Origin of the sequence: Billgrantia gudaonensis, assembly GCF_900100195.1 — a bacterium.
GTDB lineage: Bacteria > Pseudomonadota > Gammaproteobacteria > Pseudomonadales > Halomonadaceae > Halomonas > Halomonas gudaonensis.
In genome coordinates this window covers 377581-398550 of record NZ_FNES01000002.1, presented here as the reverse complement: position 1 = coordinate 398550, position 20970 = coordinate 377581, and the positions used below count along the sequence as shown (strand labels likewise).

Annotated in this window: 19 protein-coding genes; 7 read left to right on the top strand and 12 right to left on the bottom strand. The window is 67.9% G+C overall.

Annotation, left to right across the window (positions count from 1 at the left end):
* Positions 1 to 12: 12 nt before the first annotated feature.
* Positions 13 to 1653 carry a UxaA family hydrolase gene (locus BLP96_RS03915; RefSeq protein ID WP_089683310.1) on the top strand — a complete coding sequence of 547 codons (1641 nt, stop codon included), beginning with the start codon at positions 13 to 15 and terminating at the stop codon, positions 1651 to 1653.
* An 87-nt stretch (positions 1654 to 1740) separates the two neighbouring features.
* Here the strand turns inward: BLP96_RS03915 and nanR are convergent, their stop codons facing one another.
* The 8 genes from nanR to BLP96_RS03875 form a co-directional block, all read right to left on the bottom strand.
* Entirely contained in the window at positions 1741 to 2457 is a 717-nt protein-coding gene (gene nanR / locus BLP96_RS03910; protein ID WP_089683308.1) for a transcriptional regulator NanR, read from the bottom strand.
* A 64-nt stretch (positions 2458 to 2521) separates the two neighbouring features.
* A complete protein-coding gene (locus BLP96_RS03905; protein WP_089683305.1) occupies positions 2522 to 3598 on the bottom strand; it encodes an Ldh family oxidoreductase in 1077 nt (358 codons plus the stop codon).
* A gap of 19 nt (positions 3599 to 3617) precedes the next feature.
* Positions 3618 to 4997, bottom strand: coding sequence for a TRAP transporter large permease (locus BLP96_RS03900; RefSeq protein ID WP_089683301.1), 1380 nt, complete (start codon positions 4995 to 4997; stop codon positions 3618 to 3620).
* Positions 4998 to 5019: 22 nt separating this feature from the next.
* Complete coding sequence (locus BLP96_RS03895) at positions 5020 to 5553, bottom strand: TRAP transporter small permease (protein ID WP_089683298.1); 534 nt, start codon at positions 5551 to 5553, stop codon at positions 5020 to 5022.
* A 64-nt stretch (positions 5554 to 5617) separates the two neighbouring features.
* Positions 5618 to 6616: a sialic acid TRAP transporter substrate-binding protein SiaP gene (locus BLP96_RS03890; protein WP_089683295.1), complete on the bottom strand. Its 999-nt coding sequence runs from the start codon at positions 6614 to 6616 to the stop codon at positions 5618 to 5620.
* Between the two features lie 185 nt (positions 6617 to 6801).
* Positions 6802 to 7962: a four-carbon acid sugar kinase family protein gene (locus tag BLP96_RS03885; RefSeq protein WP_089683292.1), complete on the bottom strand. Its 1161-nt coding sequence runs from the start codon at positions 7960 to 7962 to the stop codon at positions 6802 to 6804.
* Entirely contained in the window at positions 7959 to 8969 is a 1011-nt protein-coding gene (pdxA, locus tag BLP96_RS03880) for a 4-hydroxythreonine-4-phosphate dehydrogenase PdxA (RefSeq protein ID WP_089683288.1), read from the bottom strand. Before pdxA ends, BLP96_RS03885 begins: the two co-directional genes overlap by 4 nt.
* Positions 8966 to 9730, bottom strand: a complete 765-nt coding sequence (locus BLP96_RS03875; protein WP_089683286.1) for an SDR family NAD(P)-dependent oxidoreductase — start codon at positions 9728 to 9730, stop codon at positions 8966 to 8968. Before BLP96_RS03875 ends, pdxA begins: the two co-directional genes overlap by 4 nt.
* A gap of 258 nt (positions 9731 to 9988) precedes the next feature.
* Between BLP96_RS03875 and BLP96_RS03870 the strand changes: the two genes are divergently transcribed.
* The 5 genes from BLP96_RS03870 (at position 9989) to BLP96_RS03850 (ending at position 15414) form a co-directional block, all read left to right on the top strand.
* Positions 9989 to 11167, top strand: a complete 1179-nt coding sequence (locus BLP96_RS03870) for a fumarylacetoacetate hydrolase family protein (protein ID WP_089683284.1) — start codon at positions 9989 to 9991, stop codon at positions 11165 to 11167.
* A gap of 30 nt (positions 11168 to 11197) precedes the next feature.
* Positions 11198 to 12499: an L-fuconate dehydratase gene (locus tag BLP96_RS03865; protein WP_089683281.1), complete on the top strand. Its 1302-nt coding sequence runs from the start codon at positions 11198 to 11200 to the stop codon at positions 12497 to 12499.
* 1 nt (position 12500) lies between these two features.
* Positions 12501 to 13931 (top strand): FAD-binding oxidoreductase, encoded by a 1431-nt coding sequence (locus BLP96_RS03860; RefSeq protein WP_089683278.1) that lies wholly within the window; start codon positions 12501 to 12503, stop codon positions 13929 to 13931.
* Positions 13932 to 14294: 363 nt separating this feature from the next.
* Complete coding sequence (locus BLP96_RS03855) at positions 14295 to 14993, top strand: HAD family hydrolase (RefSeq protein WP_089683276.1); 699 nt, start codon at positions 14295 to 14297, stop codon at positions 14991 to 14993.
* 46 nt (positions 14994 to 15039) lie between these two features.
* The gene (locus BLP96_RS03850) at positions 15040 to 15414 is read left to right on the top strand and encodes a translation initiation factor Sui1 (RefSeq protein ID WP_089683274.1); all 375 of its coding nucleotides are present in this window, start codon (positions 15040 to 15042) and stop codon (positions 15412 to 15414) included.
* Here the strand turns inward: BLP96_RS03850 and BLP96_RS03845 are convergent.
* Positions 15395 to 16288 (bottom strand): NAD-dependent protein deacetylase, encoded by an 894-nt coding sequence (locus tag BLP96_RS03845; protein ID WP_089683270.1) that lies wholly within the window; start codon positions 16286 to 16288, stop codon positions 15395 to 15397. The two genes, BLP96_RS03850 and BLP96_RS03845, sit on opposite strands and share 20 nt — an antisense overlap.
* A 110-nt stretch (positions 16289 to 16398) precedes the next feature.
* On the opposite strand from BLP96_RS03845, the gene BLP96_RS03840 reads away from it, so the two are divergent.
* Positions 16399 to 17274, top strand: coding sequence for a nuclease-related domain-containing protein (locus BLP96_RS03840; protein WP_089683267.1), 876 nt, complete (start codon positions 16399 to 16401; stop codon positions 17272 to 17274).
* A gap of 13 nt (positions 17275 to 17287) precedes the next feature.
* On the opposite strand, the gene BLP96_RS03835 is transcribed toward BLP96_RS03840, so the two are convergent.
* From BLP96_RS03835 to BLP96_RS03825, 3 genes are read right to left on the bottom strand one after another with little or no spacing between them, the layout of a single operon-like run.
* On the bottom strand, positions 17288 to 18073 hold the full coding sequence (locus tag BLP96_RS03835) for a ribonuclease T2 family protein (protein WP_089683264.1): 786 nt from the start codon (positions 18071 to 18073) through the stop codon (positions 17288 to 17290).
* Between the two features lie 3 nt (positions 18074 to 18076).
* Positions 18077 to 19411, bottom strand: coding sequence for a deoxyguanosinetriphosphate triphosphohydrolase (locus BLP96_RS03830; protein ID WP_089683261.1), 1335 nt, complete (start codon positions 19409 to 19411; stop codon positions 18077 to 18079).
* Positions 19412 to 19463: 52 nt separating this feature from the next.
* Complete coding sequence (locus tag BLP96_RS03825) at positions 19464 to 20966, bottom strand: tripartite tricarboxylate transporter permease (protein WP_089683256.1); 1503 nt, start codon at positions 20964 to 20966, stop codon at positions 19464 to 19466.
* Between the last annotated feature and the right edge of the window lie 4 nt (positions 20967 to 20970).

Genomic DNA, 20970 nt, shown 5'->3' with positions numbered 1-20970 from the left:
CGGAGGCCGACCATGCCCCACACCATCGCCAGTGACAGCGGCCGGCTGGCCAGCCTGCGCGTGCATGCCGCCGACAACGTGCGCGTCGCTCTCGAAGATCTTCCGGCCGGCAGCGAGATCGACGCCGACGACCGCCGCCTGCGCCTGGTCGAGACGATCCGCCACAAGCACAAGTTCGCCCTTCACGACCTGGCGGCCGGCGAGGCGGTGGTCATGTACGGCGTCACCGTAGGTCGGGCCACCCGCCCCATCGCCGCGGGCGCGGCCATCACCACCGAGAATACCGAACACGACACCGCCAGCACCGCCCCTCAGGCGCGGCGCGGGCAGTGGCAGGCTCCCGACGTCGCCGCCTTCCAGGGCGCCACCTTCGACGGCTATCACCGCCCCGACGGCAGCGTCGGCACCGCCAACGTCTGGCTGGTGGTGCCGCTGGTATTCTGCGAGAACCGCAACATCGAGGTGCTGCGCCAGTGCGTAGCCGACGCCCTGGGCGAGGATCCCTACCGCGACTACAAGCGCATGGCCCGGGAACTGCTTCACGGCGCGGCCGGCACGACGCCGCCCGCGCCCCCTGCCGAGCGGCTCTTCCCCAACGTCGACGGGGTACGCTTCCTGACTCACACGCTGGGCTGCGGCGGCACCGACGACGACGCCCAGGCGCTGTGCCGGCTGCTGGCCGGCTACATCGGCCATCCCAACGTGGCCGGCGCCACCGTACTCAGCCTGGGCTGCCAGAAGGCGCAGATCGACATGCTGCGCGAGGCGGTGGCCGAACGCGACCCCCACGGACTGCGTCCGGTGCACTACCTGGAGCAGCAGGCCAGCCACAGCGAGACGGCGCTGATTCGCGAGGCGCTGACCACCGTCTTCGACGGTCTGGCCGAGGCCAACCGCGTAGAGCGTGCCCCCGCGCCGCTCTCGGCGTTGACGCTGGGCGTGGAGTGCGGCGGCTCCGACGGCTTCTCCGGGCTCTCCGCCAACCCCGTGGTGGGCGCCGTGGTCGACCGCCTCGTCGCGCTGGGCGGCAGCGGCATTCTGAGCGAATTCCCCGAGCTGTGCGGCGTGGAGCACGAGTTGGTGGCGCGCTGCCGCGACGACGCCGTGGCCCAGCGCTTCCGTAACCTGATGGAGGCCTACCAGCAGCATGCCGCCCGCGTCGGTGCGGATTTCTCCATGAACCCCTCCCCCGGCAACGTCCGCGACGGCCTGATCACCGACGCCATGAAGTCCGCCGGCGCCGCCAAGAAGGGCGGCGACAGCCCCGTGGTGGACGTTCTCGACTACACCGAACCCGCCGTGCGCAAGGGGCTGAATCTGCTCTGCACGCCGGGCAACGACGTGGAGTCGACCACGGCACTGGCCGGCTCCGGCGCCAACCTGATCCTATTCACCACCGGACTGGGCACGCCCACCGGCAACCCGGTCGCCCCGGTGCTCAAGATCGCCAGCAACAGCGAGCTGGCGGGGCGCATGCGTGACGTCATCGACTTCGACGCCGGCCCCATCATTCGCGGCGACACGAGCATCGACGAACTGGCCGAGCGGCTGCTGGCGCTGTGCATCGACACCGCCTCGGGGCGCTATCGCCCCCGCGCGGTCGAGCTGGCGCAGTACGACTTCATCCCCTGGAAGCGCGGCGTCTCTTTATAGGCTGTAAACCGTGGCTGCGCTCAACGGGGCCTGTCGACGGATCGGCACCGAGTGAACTTGCAGCGATTCGCTCGCGCAGACATTCGTTTATTCCGAGAGGCGTTTCTTGAGCTGCATGTAGGTGCCGTAGTGGCGGTCGAGGTGGCGACGCATGGCCGCCTCGGCGGCGTCGGGATCGCGGGACTCGATGGCCTCGACGATCTCGATGTGGGCCTTGAGCGCCGCCTTGTCCTCGTCCTTCTGCTGCAGCACCTGGGCGCGGCGGTCGTCGAGCCACTCGGAGAGCGCCACGTGAATGGCGTCGAAGATGGGGTTGCGGGCAATGCTTGCCAGAGTGCCATGGAAGTCGTTGTCGGAGCGCTTGAAGCGCGCCTCGTTGCCCATGGCATCGCGGTTGTCCTGCAGTGCCGTGCGCAGGCGCGCCAGATCCTCGTCGCTGGCGTGGCGTGCCGCATAACGGGCCAGGGAGATCTCGAACAGGGCCCGGGCCTCCTGAAAGTACTGCTGGCCGTCGGGCTTGGCGAGTAGCTGGCGAGTCACCCCGGAGAGCCGGGCCATCACCGCCTCGGCGGTGGGCCGGATCACCCGCGCCCGGGTGCCGCTATTGATGGCGATCAAACCGAGCTGCTGCAGATAGAACAGCGCCTCGCGCACCGCCGGCCGGCCGACGCCGAACTGCTCCATCAACTCACGCTCGGAGGGCAGTTGATCGTTCTCGCCGAGCCGTCCTTCGAGGATGTCCGCCTCGAGCTGCTCAGCGACCTGCTCGGAGAGCGTCTTGCGCTCGATCCGGTATCGGGACATGGGGTGGTTCTCCTGGTTGCCCGGAATCCGGGCGCCATCTTACTGCATTAGGGCCCCGCTCCGCTCAATCCAGGGGCTGCAAGGCCCGGACGCCTAGGCTCTCGGCCAGCTCGGCGTAGGCCACCTGATTGGCGCTATCCAGCGGGATGCCCTCGGCATCGCGGCGTGCCTGGCAGGTCCACTCGCGGTCCCCCGGAGCCATGACCCGCGCACCGTCTCGGCCAGGCTGGGCACGCAAGTCGTCCAGGTACTGCCGAAGGCACTCGGGAAAGGGATTTCCCGTAGCGAAGGCATCGGGGCGAAGCGCCAGGAAGAAATGCCCCACCCCGCGCGGGGTCGTCATGTCGGGCCCACCCATGGGCAGCAGACGAAAGCCGTGCAGCATGCCGGAAAGCGTGGAGCTGAGCACCTCCACCATGCCGCCCAGCCCGGCACCCTTGAAGCCGAAGTCGCTGCCACCCAACGGCAACAATGCCGCCACTTCCGCCGGGGTGCGCGTCACCTCGCCCTCCGCATCGGCAGCCACCTGGTCGGGCAACTCACGCCCGATGGCCCCGTACTGCTGCACCCGGTTCCAGGGAATCGAACTGGTGGCCATGTCGAGCAGATAGGGGCTTCCGCCAGCCACCGGGGCGGCGAAGGCAATGGGGTTGGTGCCATGGAACGGCCGGCTGCCACGGTGCAGCAGCACGAACGGATCGGAGTTGCACACTGCCAGGCCGATCAGACCGCGCTGAGCGGCAGCCAGCGCGTAGCAGCCCGCCGCCCCGAAGTGGGAGGAGTGACCCACTGCCACGGCGCCCACACCCACCTCGTCGGCCATGGTCGCGGCGTGGTCCATGGCGGTGTAGCCGGCCAGGTGCCCGAAGCCGTCGCCGGCATCCAGGTAGCCGGTGGCGGGCAAGCGGCGCTCGAAGCGCATCCTGGGCGCACCGCGGACGCGCCCACCCTGCAGGGCACGAACGTAGTGCGGCAACAGACGCAGGCCGTGACTGTCGGTGCCCATCCGCGAGGCGGTCACCAGTGCCCGGCTCACCGCCTCCGCGGAAGCGGCATCGGCGCCGGCACGGGCCAGCGCCGCCAGCATGAAGCGTTCCAGCTCGCGTCGCTCGACGCGGAAGTCCTGGCAGGCGTCACTCATCGCTCGGTCTTCCTCATGGTCATCGGTAGATCAGGGTCGGCAGCCACATCGAGATGGCGGGGATGAAGGTCACCAGCAGCAGGGCGATCACCAGCGGCACCAGAAACGGCAGGGTGCCGCGCATGCACTTCTCGAAGGAGATGTTCGACACCCGCGAGAGCACGTAGAGCACCATGCCCACCGGAGGCGTCAACAGCCCGATCATCAGGTTGAGGACCATGATCACCCCGAAGTGCACCGGATCGACCCCGGCGCCCACCGCCAGGGGCAGCAGCACCGGCACCAGAATGGTGATGGCGGCGATGGTCTCCATGAAGCAGCCGACGACGATCAGCACGACGTTGATGATGATCAGGGTGGCGACCGGATTGTCGGCGAAAGGCCCGAGCAGCTCGACCACGAGCTGGGTGACCTGATTGCTGGTCAGTATCCAGGCGAAGATCGAAGCGCCGGCAACGATCAGCAGGATCACCGCGGTGGTCTCGATGGTCTCCATGCTGACCTTGAGCAGGCGCCGCCAGGTCAGGCTGCGGTAGACCACGCCGCCGAGGAAGAGCGCGTAGGCCACGGCGGCGATGGCAGCCTCGGTGGGCGTGAAGGCACCGCTCATGATGCCGCCGACGATGATCACCGGGGTGAGCAGCGACAGGAAGGCGCGCTTGAAGGTATGCCCCAGCACCGACAGAGCGAAGGTAGCATCGCGAGGATAGCCGCGGCGACGCGCCAGCCAGGTGATCATCACCATCAGCACGACGCCCATCAGCAGCCCCGGTATCAGCCCGGCCACGAACAGCTGACCCACCGACACCGAAGCCATGACGCCATAGATCACCATGGGCAGGCTGGGCGGGATGATGGGGCCGATGGTGGACGACGCCGCGGTGATGCCCACCGCGAACTCCTGGTCGTAACCGGCATCGCGCATCGCCTTGATCTCGATGGTGCCCAGCCCCCCGGCGTCGGCGACGGCGGCGCCGGACATGCCGGAGAAGACGATGCTGGCACCGACGTTGACATGGCCCAGGCCGCCACGCATCCAGCCCATCAGAGCCTTGGCGAAGTCGAAGATGCGCGTGGTGATGCCGCCGTTGTTCATCAGGTTGCCGGCGAGAATGAAGAAAGGGATGGCCAGCAGCGGGAAACTGTCGACGCCGTTGATCATGCGGTGCACGACCACCACGTCGGGCACGCGCCCGGTCAACAGCACGTAGATCAGACAGGAGCCCGCCAGGGCGATCGCGATGGGCACGCCGAGCACCAGTAGGGTGAACAGCGCGGCGAACAGGAACGACAGGTACTGCTCGGTGACTGCCAGGGCGAGGCAGCCGAGAATGGCAAGGGCCGCGATGACCGGCGGCACCAGGGCACCGCGCCGTCGCAGGATCAGGCTATTGGGCATGGATAGGCTCTCCCGGTCATCGTCACTGTGATCCCATCAGCTCGCTGGTGCCGCTGCGCCAGTGGCGGATCGCCGCCTGGACGGCGCGTGCCAGCATCAGCAAAAAGCCCAGCATCACGATGTAGTAGAGGTAGCTCTTGGGAATATCCACCGACGCCATCAGCGACGTCGTGCGTCCCGCCAGCTTGAAGGTGATCCACGCCATGGCAGCGAAAAACATGACGTTGATCAGGTCCACCAGTGTCGAAGAGGTGCGCGCCATCCAGGCAGGCATGTAACGATAGAAGAACTCCACGGCAATGTGCGACCCCTTGCGCACCGCCATGGTGCCGCCCAGAAAACCGACCAGCACCAACAGGTAGCGGGCCATCTCTTCGGTCCAGGCGATGGAGTTGCCCAGCACGTAGCGGGTGAAGAACTGCAGGAAGACGTCCAGCGCCAGCAGCCAGAAGACCCCCAGTGTCAGGTAATCCTCGAAGCCATGATCGCGCGCGTCGAAGTCGTCTTCCTCGACGAAGTCGAAGGCTGTCTCTTCGTCTCGGTCAGGCTGATTCATGTCAGACTCCCGCACACCACCCCCGTCTCCGGAGGTGGTGCAGCGTCCGCAATGGAGGGAGGGTTTACTGGCCGATGGCCTGAAGGCGGTCGTAGGTCTCCTGGTCCCAGGTGGCCGCTTCGCCGTTGTGGGCGGGCAGCGTGGCCTCGCGGAAGGGCTCGACATCCACCTCGTTCACCGTGGTGCCTTGCTCCTCGAACCAGGCCACCAGGTCCTCCTCGGACTGCAGGATGTCCTCGGTGATGCGCTCGCCGGCCTCGGCGTAGACCTCGCGGAAGATCTCGCGGTCCTCTTCGGAAAGGCGGTTCCACAACGGACCGCCGGCGATGGTGATCAGCGAATCGGTGATGTGACCGGTCAGGTTGATGTAGTCCTGCACCTCATGGAAGGCCTTGGCCTTGATGGTGGGCAGCGGGTTCTCCTGGGCATCGACCACGCCCTGCTGCAACGCCAGGTAGACCTCGGCGAAGGCGATGGGGGTGGGATTGGCGCCGACCGCTTCGGGGAACATCATGTACATGGGCGCATTGGGCGTGCGGATCTTCAGCCCCTCCATGTCCTCGGGGGTGTCGATCGGCTCGTTGGAGGTGACGTGGCGGCGGCCGTAGTAGTTCATCGCCAGCGGCACGTTGCCCGTCTCGTCGCGATACCCCTGGGCGATCTCCTCGAAGAGGTCGCTGTCGGCGTAGGCCTGCCAGTGGTCGAAGTCGCGGAACATGTAGGGCGCACCGGCGATGCCGATGGGCCCGTAGAAGCGCCCGGCGAACTGGTTGCCGGTGTAGATCAGGTCGACGGTACCCAGTTGCAGGCCTTCATTGATGTCGGCCTCCTTGCCCAGCGAGGAGGCCGGATGCACGGTAATCGAGTAGCGCCCATCGGTGCGCTCCTCGATCTGCTCCGCCGCCCACAGGGCCCACTCGTGGTAGGGCTCGGAGGTCTCGTAGACGTGGGCGAAGTTCAACTCCTCGCCGTGGGCGGCACCGGCCACGCTGACGCCGCCGGCAATCAGCAGGGCGGTCATCATCCGAGACAGCGGGAACTGGCGTTGAGGCTTGTCGCTCATCTTGTACTCCTCACAACCGTTGGGTTTGTTGTATTTGTGGCAAGTCGGGTGGCACGACATGATCGGTTCGATGGCACTCGCTGACTGAGCTGAGCGTCTGGCTGTATACGTATCATACCACCAGTTTCAAACTAGCCTCTCCCATCCCGCGGCGCAACCGACACCTCGCCTTGCGACGTTCGCCTTTAGTTGAAACCGCAGTGCAGGCGCTGCAACAGATCGGGTGCCCCGAAGCCACCGGCCTTGGTCATCACCAGGCGACGCGAATCGCCGTCCAGGTACCCCAAGGCCACGCCCGGTGCCCACTCGGCCTCGACCCGGATGAAGCCGGCTCCCAGCCGATCCAGGGCCGCCATGGCGGTATCGCCGCCGGTGAGGAATAGCAGTCCCCGCCCCTCCGGTGGCCAGCTCGCCACCGCTTCGGCCACCCCCTGCCCCATGGCGCGAGCCACCGCGGCCGGACTCTGCCCATCGCCGTCGCCGCCGGGCACCAGCAGCCGAGCCGGCGCCACACTGTCCGACTGGTGAGCGGCGAGGGCATGGCATACCGGCAGCAATGGCGCCGCGGCCTGAAGCCGGGCGAGCTGCTCCAGCGCCCTCGGGCTGCGCGAGCCCACCGCATAGAGGCGGTGAGTCACCCGCCGCAGCGGCAGCTCAGCAGCGCCGAGCCGTCCGAAGCAGCGCTGCGCGATGGCAGTGGCCAGTCCCGCGGCGCCCACCATCAGCCAGGCATCCCGTTGGCTCAGGGCGGCATCGTAGAGGCGAGCCAGATCCTGGGCACTCTCGGCGTCGGCCACGCAATCGCGATCGGGCAGGCCATCGTCCCCGGGCCGGTAGCGTGACAGGGCGACTCCCGCAGCGGCGAAAGCACGGTCCAGCGGGCCGCTCAGCGGCGCCGCGCGGGCATCGCCGGCATAGGCGCTCTCGGCCAGTGGCACATCATCCACCCACACCTCGGCATCACGCACCACCCGCCCCTGGGCCGGCACCGCCGGCGCCACCAGCAGACGGCGTTCAGTCGTCTCGCGCATCGCCAGGCTTTCGACCACCACTCGGCCGCGCAGGGTCGAGTCGACCTTCTTGAACCACACGCCGGGAGCCACTCCGGCCAGCCGTTGCGTCGCCTCGGCAACGCGGGCGGCGGCCGCGTGGGCCCCCAAGTGGCGCGACTCGGTATTCACGGCGAGGATCTGCGGACAGTCGCTCCCCCAGGTCGCCAGGCACTCTTCCAGCCGCTCCAGGGCAACCACCACCCGGGCATCGGCGCCACGGGCGGCGAACGGCGCGGCGGCATCCAGGGCTCCGGTGAGGTCGTCGGCGACGATGGCCACCCGGCAGCGGCTCAAGATCCACCACCTCCCGCCAGACGCCGAGCATAGGCGATGGCCGCACCCAGGTTGGTGGCATCCGCCCTGCCCTGCCAGGCGATGTCGAAGGCGGTGCCGTGATCCACCGAGGTACGCTGGACCGGCAGGCCCAGGCTGACGTTCACCGTGGTGTCGAAGGCGATCAGCTTGACCGGGATATGCCCCTGGTCGTGGTACTGGGCCACCACCAGGTCGAACTCGCCACGGCTGGCCCGGTAGAAGACGGTGTCCGCGGAGATCGGCCCCTGGACGTCGAAACCACGGCGGCACAGTGCCCTGACCGCTGGGGCGATGATGCGCTCGTCCTCGTCACCGAAGATGCCACCTTCGCCGCAGTGGGGATTGAGCCCCGCCACGGCGATACGCGGCGCCTCGATGCCCATCGACACCAGATGGGCATGCCCCGCCGCCACCGTCTCGGCGATGCGCCGCTCGGTGACCCGCTCGATGGCTCCGCGCAGCGACACATGAGTGGAGACGTGCAGGGTCGAGAGACGCTCCGAGGCCAGCAGCATGAAGGAGGACGGCGCCCCGGTGAGCGCCGCCAGCATGCCAGTGTGGCCGTCGTAGTGGTGGCCCGCGGCGTGCAGCGCCGCCTTGTTGAGCGGCGCAGTGACGATCACCCGAGCTCGGCCGGCCTGAACCAGCTCGACGGCTCGCTTCACGCAGCGAAACGCCAGGTCACCCGCCGCGGCGCCGATACGGCCGTCGGGAACTTCGCCCTCGGCCGCCACCTCGGCCACCGCCACTCGCCCGTCACCGGGTGTCGCCATCTCCAGCGGCACGAACTCCAGCTCGGCCTCGATCATCTCGGCCGCACGACGATAGATCGCCGGATCGCCCACCGCCAGGCTGCGGCCACGCTCGGCCGGCGACATCGCCACCAGGGCCCGGCAGACGATCTCCGGGCCGATTCCGGCCGGGTCACCCATGGTAATGGCGGTTTCGTAGCCGCCCCTCTCGAACTTGGATTGCGCTTCCGTCATGGCATCAGCTGTCCGCCGTTGACCTCGATCACCTGGCCCGTGACGTAGCCGCTCAGGGCATCGCTGCCTAGAAAGACATAGGCGCCAACGCAGTCCTCTGCGCTGCCTAGCCGGCCCATGGGAATGCTGGCACGCGCCGCTTCCATCTGGGCGTCGTTGGAGTGACGTTCATGGAAATCGGTGGCGATCACACCGGGAGCCACGGCATTGACGCGGATGTCGTCCCCGGCGAGCTCCTTGGCCATGTTACGGGTCAGGGTAGTGACGAAGCCCTTGGCCGACGCATAGAGCCCGGCACCCGTTCCGCCGCCATTGCGCGCCGCGATCGAGCCCGTATGGATGATGTTCCCGCGCCCGGCATGCCGGAAGTGGGGAAGTGCCGCACGGCTGGCCATGACCACCGAACGGGCATTGAGGTCCATCACCCGGTCGTACCGGTCGTCGTCGATGTCGTCGAGGGCCACTCGTCCGAGCATGTCACCGGCATTGTTGATCAACAGGTCGAGGCCACCCAGGCCCTCGGCAGCCTCGTCGACAACCCGGGTCGCCTCGGTCGAGCGACTCACGTCGCCCTTCACCGTGATGGCCTTGCCGCCTGCCGTACGGACCTCTTCCGCTACCGCCTCGGCGCCCGCGGCACTGGCATGGTAGTGCACCGCCACATGGGCCCCCAGCGAACCCAGTTGCCTGGCCACCGCGGCCCCGATGCCTCGGCTGGCACCGGTCACCAGAACCCGCTTGCCCTTCCATTCGTCCAGCATCAACCTCTCCCGCTATGATTTCAGAAATGAGTGTGAGGCTTCCCTCATCGACACAAGGTCGGCGTAGATTACGCCCACCGCTCGGGCCGATCCGTCGCTGTCGGCAGGGCAAGAGTCTTGCCAACGACAGCCATCTGTCGACCCAACGTCATGCCTTGCGCTAGAGTGAAGTCATTGGCATACCTGTCATACAAAACGACATCAATAACAGGATAGGCGAAAGCTGGCGAGACGCCAGCACCCTGACCAGGAGGCACCATGCATTCTCTTTCCCCGAGCGGCCCCCAGCCCCGAGACTGCCTTCCCGAAGATCTGGAGCGCGCCCTGCTGGTGGGCCGGGCCTGGTGCGAATCGCCCCGGCCCGGCCCGGTACTGTTCGTGGTTCGTGACGGCCAGGCCCTCGATATCACCCACCTCGGCCCGACCATGGCCGACCTGCTGGAGCGCGACGACCCGGCTGCCGCCCTGCGCGACGCCCAGGGCCCCTCCCTCGGCCCGGTCGAGTCGCTGATCGAGAACGCTCTGGCCGAGCCCCAGCGAGCCCCACACCTGCTGGCACCCTGCGACGTTCAGGCGGTCAAGGCCTGCGGCGTCACCTTTGCGGTGAGTCTACTGGAGCGGGTGATCGAAGAGCAGGCCGGTGGCGACCCCGGCCGGGCGGCCACGCTGCGCGAGGAACTCCAGACGCTGATCGGTGGCGACCTGTCGCGCATCGCACCGGGCTCGGCCGAGGCCATGGCACTCAAGCGCGAACTCCAGGCCCGCGGCGGCTGGTCGCAGTACATGGAGGTGGGCATCGGCCCCGACGCCGAGGTGTTCACCAAGGCTCAGCCGCTCTCTTCCGTTGGCTTCGGTGCCGGTGTGGGCCTGCACCCGGCATCGCAATGGAACAACCCGGAGCCGGAGATCGTGCTGGCGGTGGACAGCCACGGCCGCGTCAAGGGCGCCACGCTCGGCAACGACGTCAACCTGCGCGACATCGAGGGCCGCAGCGCCCTGCTGCTGGGCAAGGCCAAGGACAACAACGCCTCCAGCGCCATCGGCCCGTTCATCCGCCTCTTCGACGACGCCTTCGGCATCGACGACGTGCGCCGCGCCCATGTCACGCTGCGCATCGAAGGCGAGGACGACGGCTTCCTGCTGCAAGGCGAGAGCGACATGGCCGAGATCAGCCGCGACCCGCTGGACCTGGTGCGCCAGACCCTGGGCGGCCACCACCAGTATCCCGACGGCGTCATGCTCTATCTCGGCACCATGTTCTCGCCGATCCAGGACCGCGACGGCGAAGGCCAGGGCTTCACCCACCACCTCGGCGACCGAGTGACCATCGCCACCCCGAGCCTGGGTGCGCTGGTCAACCGCGTCGGGCGCAGCAATGAACTCCCGCCCTGGACCTACGGCATCCGCACGCTGATGCGCGATCTGGCGGACCGCTGAACCACCCCCTTCCCCATTCTGGAGCCACCGATGACCACCATCACTCGCCTCGAGGTGCAGGACGTTCGCTTCCCCACCTCACGCTCCCTGGACGGCTCGGACGCCATGAACGCCGCACCGGACTACTCCGCCACCTACGTCATCCTGCACGTCGACGACGGCGGCACCGAGGGCCACGGTCTCACCTTCACCATCGGCCGCGGCAACGAGATCGTGGTCACTGCGGTGCAATCGCTGGCCCCGCTCGTCGAAGGGCGCTCGCTCGACGCCATCACCGCCAACATGGGCGCCTTCTGGCGCGAGATCACCGGCGACAGCCAGCTGCGCTGGATCGGCCCCGACAAGGGCGCCATCCACCTGGCCACCGCAGCCATCGTCAACGCCGTTTGGGACCTGTGGGCCAAGCGCGAGGGCAAGCCGGTGTGGAAGCTGCTGGTGGACATGACTCCCGAGCAGCTGGTGCGCTGCCTCGACTTCCGCTTCGTCACCGACGCCCTCACCCCGGAAGAGGCGATCGCGCTGCTTCGCAAGCGGGAGGCCGGAAAGGCCGAACGCGAAGCCGAGATGCGGCGCGACGGCTACCCCGGCTACACCACTTCGGCCGGCTGGCTCGGCTACAGCGACGACAAGGTACGCCATCTCGCCCGGGAGGCCCTGGCCGAGGGCTGGACCCACTTCAAGCAGAAGATCGGCGGCAACCTCGACGAGGACGCCCGCCGTGCCGCGCTGCTACGCGAGGAGATCGGCTGGGATAACGTGCTGATGATGGACGCCAACCAGGTGTGGGAGGTGGACGAGACGGTGACCAAGATGCGGCGGCTGGCCGAGTTCGACCCGCTGTGGATCGAGGAGCCCACCAGCCCCGACGACATCCTCGGCCACGCCGAGATTCGTCATCGCGTCGCCCCGATCGGCGTGGCCACCGGCGAGCACTGCCACAACAAGGTGATGTTCAAGCAGTTCCTCCAGGCCGACGCCATCGACTACTGCCAGCTCGACGCTGCCCGCCTCGGCGGACTCAACGAAGTGATCCTGGTGACCCTGCTGGCCGCCAAGTTCGGCGTACCGATCTGCCCCCACGGCGGCGGGGTGGGGCTGTGCGAGTACACCCAGCACATCTCGCTGTTCGACTACATCGCCGTTTCCGGCAGTCTCGAGGGGCGAGTGCTGGAGTACGTCGACCACCTGCACGAGCACTTCGTCGACCCAGTAGTGATCGAACGCGGCCACTACCGGGTGCCCGAAGCACCGGGCTACAGCATCGCCATGCATCCCGAGTCCCTGGATCGGCACCGCTATCCCGAGGGGGCCGCCTGGCAGGAGGAGGCCTGAGATGAACGTCCCGTCCCATCGCCGAGCCTTGCTCGAGGCCCTGGCCGAACGCCTGGGCGAGCGTGGCCTGCTGCGCGAGCCGGAGGCCATGGCCCGCTACGTGGCCGACTGGGCCGGCGACCGCCTGGGCGAGCCGCTGGCCGTGGCGCGCCCCGCCACCACCGCCGAGGTGGCGGAGACGGTGCGCCTGTGTCACGAGCACGGCGTGGCCATGTCGCCCCAGGGTGGCCACAGCGGCCTGGTGGCCGGCGCCCTGCCCGCCGCCGACGGCGGCGAGCTGGTGATCAGCCTGGAACGCCTGGATCGGGTGCGCGACATCGACCCGGTCAACTTCACCATGACCGTGGATGCCGGCTGCATCCTCGAGAGCGTCAAGCAGGCCGCTGCCGAACACGACTGCGACTTCCCCCTGTCGCTGGGCGCCCAGGGTAGCTGCCAGATCGGCGGCAACATCGCCACCAACGCCGGTGGGCTCAACGTGCTGCGCCACGGCATGATGCGCCAGCTGGTGCTGGGCCTCGAGGTGGTGCTGCCCGACGGGCGCGTCTGGGACGACCTCTCCGCTCTCCACAAGGACAATCGCGGCATCGACCTCAAGCAGCTGTTCCTGGGCAGCGAGGGCACCCTGGGCATCGTCACCGGCGCCGTGCTCAAGCTCGCGCCGCGGCCCACCCAGAGCCGCACCGCGCTGCTCGGCCTGCCCTCGGTGACGGCGGTGGTCGACCTCTACGGACTGGCACGACGCGACTGCAGCGACCTGCTCAACGCCTTCGAGCTGATTCCACGTCGCTGCATGGAGCTGGCCATGGAGGCCACTCCCGATCTCGGCGACCCGCTGGACGACGCTCACCCCTGGTACGTGCTGATGGAGGTGGCCGCCAGCGGTCCCCTGGATCTCGACGCCATGCTCGAACACTTGCTGGAAAGGGGCATGGAGCACGGCCTGGTGGAGGACGGCGCCCTGGCGACGAGCGAGGCCCAGGCACAGCGGCTATGGCAGTTCCGAGAGAGCATGCTGGAAGGCCAGCGGCGGCGGGGCGAACACCTGCGCACCGACATCTCGGTGCCCATCTCGGCGATTCCCGCCTTCGTCGAGCGCGCCGGCGAGGCGGTGATGGCCGCCTCGCCCGACTGCGAGATCATCGCCTATGGCCATGTGGGCGACGGCAACCTGCACTTCAACATCCTGCCGCCTCCTGACATGGCCGAGGCCGACAAGCGCGATCACCTGCATGCCCTGGAAGAGCGGCTCTTCGCGGTGCTCGACGACGTCGGCGGCAGCCTCAGTGCCGAGCACGGCATCGGGCGTACCAAGCAGGCCGCCTACCTGGCACGGCTCTCGCCGCTCGAGCGCGAGCTGGCGGAAGGGATCAAAGCGCTGTTCGACCCGGAGGGACTGATGAACTCGGGGCGCATCCTGCCGCCCCGCTAAGCGTTGTCCGAGACGTCGTCGGGCGACGGTCAGACAAGGCAATAATCGGTGAAAAGACGGACTGGGCTCGCACGCGAGCTTACGTGGTGTCCATGAGTACTTTGATCGGACTCGCGCACGAGCCGATGTTCAACGCCGTATGACCGAACGCAGGCAGTTTTCAGACGAAGCGTAGTCACGGGAGCGATCCGCCATCGCGAGTCCGCCGGGTGGAGACCGAAGACTGCCGGCCATTCGACACCACTCGTCGACGATCGCCGCCAGTCGCCGGACGGTTTTTGAGAAACACTGTTCACAAATCTACGAAGTGGACATACACTAGGGGTGACGATGTCACCCTGGTCATGCCTGCGAGGTTCGGTGATGCCACGCCCTCTCTGCCTGCTCTTCGACTGTGACGGCACCCTCGTCGACAGCGAACCGCTGCTCGCCGACGAGATGGCCGACAGCCTCACCCGCCTCGGTCTACCCTTCGCGGCCAGCGACTATGCCGGTGAATTCCGCGGCGCCCGTTTCCGCAACATCGTCGCCGTGCTCGAAAGTCGTTACGGTAGCATCGACCCGCAACGTCTCGCCGACGCCGAAACCTCGATGCGCACCAACCTCAACCGCCGCCTGGCCGATGAGCTCCAGCCCATCGACGGCGCCCTGGAGGCCCTGGCCCAGCTCGCCGACTACCCCTGCGGCCTGGTTTCCAACGGCCCCGAGAGCAAGATCCGGACATCGCTGGCCGCCGTCGGCCTGACGGGCCACTTCGCCGACAACCTGTTCAGCGGCTACAGCGCCCAATGCTGGAAGCCCGACCCCGGACTCTACCTGCATGCCGCCAGCCGGATGGGATACCCGCCCGAGGCGTGCGTGGCGATCGACGACGGCCTGGTCGGCGTGCAGGCCGCCCTCAACGCCGGCATGACGGTAATCCACCTAAACCGCTTCCCCGACGCCGAAGAAACCCCGGAAGGCGCCCTGACGATCACCTGCATGCATCAGCTGCCCACGGTGATCGGCCAGCTGGTCCGGCTCCAGGCGCTGGAGGCGCGCCAGGTGGCACAGGGACGCTGAGTCAGGCAGTATCGCTTCCCATCTTCACGGAAAGGAAACGCTCCCTATGGCTTCCCTCCAGGACCAGTTGCGCGGCCTGGTCTACTCCACCGAACACGGCGACACCTGCCCCGACTGCCGCCAGCCACTCGACGCGTGTGCCTGCGCCGAACTGGCCGAGCAGGAGCGTCTCGCCGCCCTCGACGGCATCGTGCGCCTGCGCCGCGAGACCAGCGGCCGCAAGGGCAAGGGCGTGACCACGATCAGCGGCGTGCCGCTGCTGGAGAAGGAGCTCAAGGCGCTGGCCAAGGCGCTCAAGCAGCGCTGCGGTACCGGCGGAGCGGTGAAGGCGGGCGTCATCGAGATCCAGGGCGACCAGCGCGAGACGCTCAAGGCGGAACTGGAAAGGCGCGGTTACACGGTCAAGCTGGCGGGCGGCTGATGCGGCGCGACTCGCCCGTCGACGTCACGACTAGCGCTTCGCTCAACGCTACCAGCGTCTCGCCTGCCGAGGCCTCGATCTTGAGTGCGTAGAGATCGTCGGCACGGGTACGTCCCTGGTTCACGCAGGCGATGGGCCTGCTCAAGCGCGCCGCCTCGCGGGCGAAGCGAAAGCCCGAATAGACCATCAGCGAGGACCCCACCACCAGCAGGGCGTCGGCCTCGTGCAGACAAGCCATGGCGGCCGCCACCCGCTGGCGCGGCACGCTGTCGCCGAAGAACACGACATCGGGCTTGTAGATGCCATCGCCGCAGCGCGTGCAGTCCACCACCTCGAAAGCCGAAAAATCCGCTTCCAGGTCGGCATCGCCATCCGGCCCGGAAACGGCCCGGGTATCGAGCCAGGAGGGATTGCGCCGGGCCAGTTCGGCATGCAGGTCGTGCCGCATGCGTCTTGCCCCACAGCTCATGCAGCGCACCATGTCGGCCCGTCCGTGCAGGTCGATCACCCGCCGCGAGCCGGCCCGCTGGTGCAGACCGTCGACGTTCTGAGTGATCAACCCTACCACGTGACCCAGCGCCTCGAGCCGCGCCAGGGCGCGATGCGCCGCATTGGGGCGCGCCCCTTGCAGGGTGCGAAACCCCAGCAGCGCCCGGGCCCAGTAGCGCTGGCGCGCGGCATGGCTGGCCATGAACACGCCATGCTCCATGGGCGGCGGACGTTTCCAGTCACCAGCTCCGTCACGGTAGTCGGGAATGCCGCTGGCGGTGCTCACTCCGGCTCCGGTGAGCACCGCCAGCCGCGGGTGACTCGCCACGAAAGCCGCCAGGGCCTCGCGGCCGACCTGGTCTCGGGAAATGACCGACTCCGTCATGCACCTCCTCCCATGGGCGGCGTCAGAATGCCGCTGAACTGACCATGGCCCCGATGGGGCCAGGTTGTCTAGAATGGGAGCTCACGCGCGCCCCCTGGCAAGGAACCCCGATGGCCTGGCTGGAATACCTGCTTCCGTTGATCTTTCTGTTTCCTCTGGGGGCAACCGGGGTGATCGTACTCGCCCTGCGCAACCTCCACGATGCGCAGGTGCGCTCGCCGTTCGATGCCTGCCCACTGCGCGAGCCGGGCCAGGTGCAGCGCGATCTGCTCGACCGTGCTTTTGCCAGCCTGTTCCTCAACGGCGCCCTGGGCCCCATCGTCACGCTTGCGCCACTGGTCTACGGCATGGGTCGCATGCTGTTCGCCAGCCATCAGAACTGGCTGGAGTGGACGCTCTACGGGGCGCTCAGCACCCTGCTGGTGCTGGCGTTCTGCTTTCGCCTGATTCGCGATTTCCAGCAGATTCGTCGCATCAAGCTGGGCCTGGCCAGCAAGCTGGCGGTGGGTCAGGAGCTCGAACGGCTCATCCACCCCGAGGCTCACCCCTACTACGTCTTCCACGACGTACCCACCGACACCGACGTCATCGACCACGTGGCCGTCACCCCCCACGGCGTCTTCGTGGTCGAGACCCGCGGCCGCGCTCGCCCCTTCACCCCGGACGGCCGCGAGGTCGGCGTGGTGAGCGTGGAGCGCGAGCGCCTGCGCTTTCCCGGCTGGCACGAACGCCGCCCCCTGGAGAAGACCCGCCGCGCCGCCAACTGGCTGACCCGCTGGCTGCAGCAGCGCTGTGGAGAACCGGTGCCGGTTCACGGCATCCTCGCGCTGCCCGGCTGGGAGATCCTCCAGGAGGCCGAACCCGAAGGCGTCACGGTGGTCAGCGGCGAAACCCTCGCTCGGCAAGTGGACGAGATGCGTCTGGGCGACCTCGACGACGCGCTGCATGACAAGCTGATCGCCGCCCTGATGGAGCGCGCCGCCTGACCGGCAAACCCGTTCACTCCAGCACGGCGATGGTCACCCGGGTGGCGCAGCGACCGCGCTGCTGACGCACGAGGCTTTCGGCGTCCGGAAAGTCGCCCAGCCGCTCGGCATCGATGGCGATGCGCACCTCGGTGAGCACGCGATTGGCGCGCCCGCGGCACTCCAGCCGCAGGGCGCGCCCGGTTCCCTCGCCGAAGGCCGCCTCGAAGGCCTCGATCAGATCGTTGCGCGCCACCTCCCCGCCATGATTGAGCGTCACGAAAGCGCCAAAGGCACTGTCATTGACCGCAGTCTGGAGATCGAGTGCCGCCGCGAAGTAATCGGCCGGCTCGATGGCGAAGCAGGCCGCATGCTTGGCGTACTGATAGCGGTCGAGGCAGCTCGCCCGGCCCGGCATGGCTTCGTCCAGCGCCTCGGCCAGCGGTGCGTCGAAGCCGAACGGCGGACGTGCCCGGCAAAAGCCGCCGTCGGCGCGCGGGCGCTCGAGAAAGCACCCCTCGGCCCACCAGCGCCGGCGATCGACGCCCCGCTCGGCGAAGCGCTCGGGCAACGACGGCCACAGGCCGTGCAGCACGAACCCCTGCGATGCGCCCTCGTGCGGTGTCGGTTCGCGGCACTCCCGCGGCGGACTCGAACGGGTCGCGCAGAAGCCGGCGTGCCAGGTCAGTGCCAGGGTGTAGTGGCCGAAGTCGTCGCGCTCCAGGCGTGACACCGCCGACTCGCCCCTTTCGGCTGGCTGCGCCGCAGCGAACGATGTCAGCAGCCAGGCAACCAGCAGCAGCGTCAGCCGGGCATGCATCGCTCAGTCTCCCCGCAACCGGCCGCCCATCTCCTGGGCCAGGTCCACGGCGTAGTGGTCGGTCATGCCGCCGATGAAGTCGAGCATGCGCCGGTAGCTGGCATACAGACTCCAGGAGGGGCGCGGCGTGTTCTCGCCGATCAGCGCCAGCACGCGCTGATGCTTGAAGGTGGAGTGCCCGGTGTGGTGCAACTCGTGGGCCGCACCGATGAAGGCCTCCAGCAGAATGCCCAGCGTCGTGTAGGCGCCGATCTCGAGCTTGGCCTTGCGCTCGTTCTGGAAGATGCGTTCGCGAGCCAACTGCTTGGCCGCCTTCACTCCCCAGTCCAGGTCGGGGTGGCACAGCTCCAGCAGATCGTCGCGCAGAGTACCGTTCAGCAACGCCGTTTCGTGCTCGACGAAGACCGCGCCCACGTCGTTCACCGCTCGCTCCATGGCGGCCCCGCGCAAGGCAGCGATGCGCCGCCGCTGCGACACGCCCTCGCGCTGCATGACGGCGTAGTCCGGCGGTGCATCGCCGGCGATCTGCAGCAGCACCTCGGCCACCTCGTCGAAGCGCAGAATGCCCATCTCCAGGCCATCCTCCAGGTCGAGCAGGGCGTAGCAGATGTCGTCGGCCGCCTCCACCAGCCAGGCCAGCGGATGCCGGCACCAGCGCCCTTCGCCGCGCGGTATCAAACCCAGGTGGTCGGCCACTTCGGCCAGCATCGACCGTTCGGACTGATAGCAGCCGAACTTGCCGGCACTGCCGCCGTGGGCCACGGTCCAGGGATACTTGAGCAGGGTGCCGAGCGTCGCCGCGGTGAGGCGCATGCCGCCGCGAAACTGGTTGTACTCGATCTGGGTGACGATGCGAAAGCCCTGGGCGTTGCCCTCGTAGGTGAGCAGGTCGTCGCGTTCGGCGGCAGACAGGCCCTCGAGCAGGCCGCTGCCATCCGCCTCGGCACGCTTGAACCAGTCGCGAATGGCATACTCGCCGGCATGCCCGAAGGGCGGGTTGCCGATGTCGTGACCCAGGCAGGCGGCCTGGACGATGACGCCGAGATCGGCCGGCGTGATCCATTCGGGCAGCCGTTCGCGCAACCCCTCGCCGACGATCATGCCCAGCGAGCGACCCACGCAGCCCACCTCCAGGGAGTGGGTCAGACGGGTGTGGATGTGATCGTTATCGGTGAGCGGGTGCACCTGGGTCTTGCGCCCCAGGCGCCGAAAGGAGCCGGCGAAGACGATGCGGTCGTGATCCTTGTGGAAGGGGCTGCGGCCGATCTCCTCGCGGCCGTTGCCGCTGCCGTGCAGGCGCGATGGATCGAGCAAGCGCGGCCAGGTCATCTGCGTCATGGGCATCTCTCCTTGAGATGCCCATTCTGGCAGCGGCCCCGCGGCTTGGCTATCACCCCACTGCGGGGCGACGCTTGACGAACCAGTGGAACAGCAGCCCGCCGGCGAGCAGAGCAATGGCGAAGAGGTAGATGCCCACCGAGATGCCGCTGCTCCAGATGATGCTCCACTCGCCGCCCGAGATCGACATGGCGCGGCGCAGGTTGTACTCCATCTGTCCGCCCAGCAGAAGGCCCAGCACTACCGGAACGGTGGGGATTTCGAGCTTGCGCAGCACATAGCCCAGCACGCCGAAGGCCAGCATCAGGTAGAGGTCGAAGGCGCTGTTGCTCAACGAATAGACGCCCACGAAGGCCACCATCACCACCATGGGCATCAGGAACCAGCCCGGTGCACGCAGCACCCGGGCAAACAGCCCCACCAGGGGAATGTTGAGCGCCAGCAGCAGCAGATTGCCGATGAACAGCGCGGCCACCAGCCCCCACACCAGCTCCGGCTGGTTGTCGAACAGCAGCGGTCCCGGGGTGACGTTCATCGACAGCAGCAGCGCCAGCAGGATGGCCGTGGTGCCGCTGCCGGGAATGCCCAACGACAGCATGGGAATCAGCGAGCCACCGGCGGCGGCATTGTTGCCCGCCTCGGGAGCTGCCACGCCACGCGGATCGCCATTGCCGAAGTCGCCACGGCGGCCCAGCCAGCGCCGCTCCAGGGTATAGGAGAGGAAACTGCCCAGTGCCGCGCCGGCTCCCGGCAGCACCCCGGCGACGAAGCCCAGCAGCGAGCTGCGCGCGATGGTGTTGCGGCACCGCCAGGCGGTCCGCACCCCCGGTAGTGCAGAACCCACCACCATGGTGGGCCGGTTGTCCTGGCGAGTGTTCTCCAGGAACACCAGGCACTCGGAGATGGCGAACAGCCCCACCAGAGCCACGATGAAATCGATGCCGTCATACAGCTCGTACCAGCCGAAAGTGTAGCGAGCCACGCTGCTCACCGAGTCGATGCCCACCGTGCCGAGCAGCAGACCCAGGCAGGCGGCCAGGAAGCTCTTCGCCAGGTTGCCGCCGGTCACACCGCCGATGGTGGCAAAAGCCAGCACGAACAACGCGAAATACTCGGCGGGACCGAAGCGAATGGCGAAGCCGACCAGCACCGGGGCGAACAGCGTCAGTCCGATGGTGGCCAACAAGGCGCCCACGAAGGACGCCACCCCGGTGAGCCCCAGCGCCTCGCCGCCGCGCCCCTTCAGCGCCATGGGGTAACCGTCCAGGGTGGTCATCATCGCCGGCTCGTCACCGGGAATGTTGAGGAGTATGGAGCTGATGCGCCCGCCGTACATGCAGCCGTAGTAGACGCTGACCAGCAGGATCAGCGCCGCCGTGGCCGAGAGCCCGAAGTTGAAGGTCAAGGGGATCATCAGCGCCACGCCATTGACCGGCCCCAGCCCCGGCAGCGCTCCGATCAGGGTGCCCAGGGCGCAACCGATGAGAGCCAGGAAGAGGTTCTGGGGCTCGAGAGCCACGGCGAAGCCCTGGGCGAGATAGGCGAGGATTTCCATGTCG